The sequence below is a fragment of the Kribbella sp. genome, assembly GCF_035687465.1.
In the GTDB taxonomy this organism is placed as follows: Bacteria; Actinomycetota; Actinomycetes; order Propionibacteriales; family Kribbellaceae; genus Kribbella.
Genome location: NZ_DASRXP010000519.1, coordinates 1 through 2,555 on the forward strand (window position 1 = coordinate 1; position 2,555 = coordinate 2,555).

Sequence of the window (2,555 nt, forward strand, 5' to 3'; positions counted from 1 at the left end):
CGGGGTGGACGTCGCGAAGGACCGCGTCGCCTGTTCGGGCTCGTCGTATCCGAGGTCGTCGTCGTGCGTCCAGTAGTCGGACGCGGGGTAGTCCTGATCTTCGTAGCCCGCGTCCTCGTAGCCCGCGTCCTGGTAGCCCACGTCCTGGTAGCCCGCGTCGTCGTATCCGGCGTCCTGGTAGCCCGCGTCGTCGTATCCGGCGTCCTGGTAACCGCGAGTGCCGTGACCCGCTCCGTACCCCTGCTGGCCGTATTCGTCGTAGCCCGGCCGGGCTTCGGGCTCCGGTTCCGGCCTGGTGAATTGGGTGGTCTGGTAGTCGTCGGAATAGTCATCGGAATAGTCGTCGTCGTAGTCATCACCCGGATCGGGCCGCTGGCCCGACGGGTCGCCGGGATCGGGAACGCTGTGCCTACCCATCCCTAACCTCTGTGCTCGCTACGCGACGTGGACCTCGCCCACGTGTTTCCACCCTTTGCCACCCGGTGCTGCCGCCGAAGTCTAGCCACTGGCAAGCTGGCGAGCCTTGAACTCGCGGCGGCGCCGGTGCAGGATCGGCTCGGTGTAGCCGTTCGGCTGCTGGGTGCCGGACAGGATCAACTCCTGGGCGGCCGCGAAGGCGATGCTGGCGTCCGGATCGGGCGCCATGGGCAGGTACGTGGGATCCTTCGCGTTCTGTTCGTCGACGACCGCCGCCATCCGCCGCAGGCTTGCCTTGACGTCGGCTTCGGTGATGACCCCGTGGCGCAGCCAGTTCGCGAGCAGCTGACTCGAAATACGAAGCGTGGCACGGTCTTCCATCAAGGCTACATCATGAATGTCGGGCACCTTGGAGCAACCCACGCCCGCGTCGATCCAGCGCACCACGTAGCCGAGGATCGACTGGCAGTTGTTGTCGACCTCCTCGCGGATCTCCTCTGGCGCCCACGCAAGCTCCTTGGCCAGCGGGATCGTCAGCAACTCCTCGATCGTGGTCCGCTTCTTCCCTGCGAGTTCCTTCTGCACCTCGAACACGTCGACCTGGTGGTAGTGCATCGCGTGCAGCGTCGCACCGGTCGGCGACGGCACCCACGCGGTCGTCGCACCCGCCTTGGGCTGTCCGATCTTCTGCTCGACCATGTCGGCCATCAGCTCGGTCATGGCCCACATACCCTTGCCGATCTGCGCCTTTCCGGAGAGTCCGGTGGCCAGGCCTGCGTCGACGTTGGCATCCTCGTAGGCCTTGATCCAGGGCTGGCTCTTCATCGTGCCCTTGCGGACCATCGGTCCTGCCTCCATCGAGGTGTGGATCTCATCGCCCGTTCTGTCGAGGAATCCGGTGTTGATGAACACGACGCGGTCAGCGGCCGCCTTGATGCACGCCTTCAGGTTCAGCGTGGTGCGGCGCTCTTCGTCCATGATGCCGACCTTGAGCGTGGCCTGCGGCAGGCCGAGCACGTCCTCGACCCGGCTGAAGAGCTCGCTGGTGAACGTGACCTCGTCGGGCCCGTGCATCTTGGGCTTGACGATGTACACCGAGCCGGTGCGGCTGTTGAGCAGCGGACCGTTCTGGTCGTCGGCCTTGAGGCCGTGCATCGCGATGAGGCCGGTGAACAGTGCGTCCTGGATGCCCTCGGGCACCTCGGTGCCTTCCTGGCCGTCCCCGCCCATGATGATCGCGTCGTTGGTCATCAGGTGCCCGACGTTGCGCACGAACAGCAGGCTGCGCCCTGGCAGGGTCAACTCGCCGCCGTCAGGCGTGGTGAAGATGCGGTCTTCGTTGAGCACCCGGGTGAACGTCTTGTCGCCCTTGCTGACCTGCTCGGTCAGGTCGCCGCGGTTCAGACCGAGCCAGTTCCGGTATCCGAGCACCTTGTCGTCGGCGTCGACGGCGGCCACGGAGTCCTCGAAGTCCATGATCGTGGTGATCGCGGATTCCAGCACGACGTCCTTGATCCCGGCCTTGTCGGTGGAACCGACGGGAGCCTCCGGGTCGACGAGCAGTTCGATGTGCAGGCCGTTGTTGACGAGAAGCACGGACCAGGCGGGCGAGCCCAGCGTCCCGGTGTAGCCGACGAACTTCTCCGGGCTGGCCAGCGCGACGGACTGCCCGTCGCCGGTCGCGACCTCCAGCTGGCCGTCGGCGACGCTCAGTCCGGTCGCGTCGGCCCAGGAGCCGCTGGCCAGGGGCACCGCCCCGTCGAGGAATTCGCGGGCGTAGGCGATGACCTTGTCGCCACGGACCCTGTTGTAACTGGTGCCCTTCTCGGCGCCGTCGTCCTCGGGGATCACGTCGGTGCCGTACAGCGCGTCGTACAACGAGCCCCAGCGTGCATTGGATGCATTGAGCGCGAAGCGCGCGTTCAGGATGGGCACCACGAGTTGCGGCCCCGCCGTGCTGGTGATCTCGGTGTCGACGCCCGAGGTGGTGATCGTGAAGGCGGCAGGCTCGGGCTGCAGGTAGCCGATCTCGTTGAGGAACTGCTGGTAGGCCTCGATGTCGAGGGGTTCGATCACACGCTGGCGGTGCCACTTGTCGATCTGCGCCTGCAGGTCGTCGCGGCGAGCCAACAGGTCGT

The 2,555-nt window shown here is 66.3% G+C and carries 2 protein-coding genes; both read right to left on the bottom strand.

The window, feature by feature from the left end; translation table 11 throughout:
• Positions 1 to 417, bottom strand: a 417-nt coding sequence (locus VFG33_RS27710) for a hypothetical protein (protein ID WP_524538153.1), incomplete at its 3' end; no start/stop codon positions are given.
• Positions 418 to 498: 81 nt separating this feature from the next.
• A partial coding sequence (locus tag VFG33_RS27715; protein WP_325055907.1) for a malate synthase G occupies positions 499 to 2,555 on the bottom strand: 2,057 nt, incomplete at its 5' end.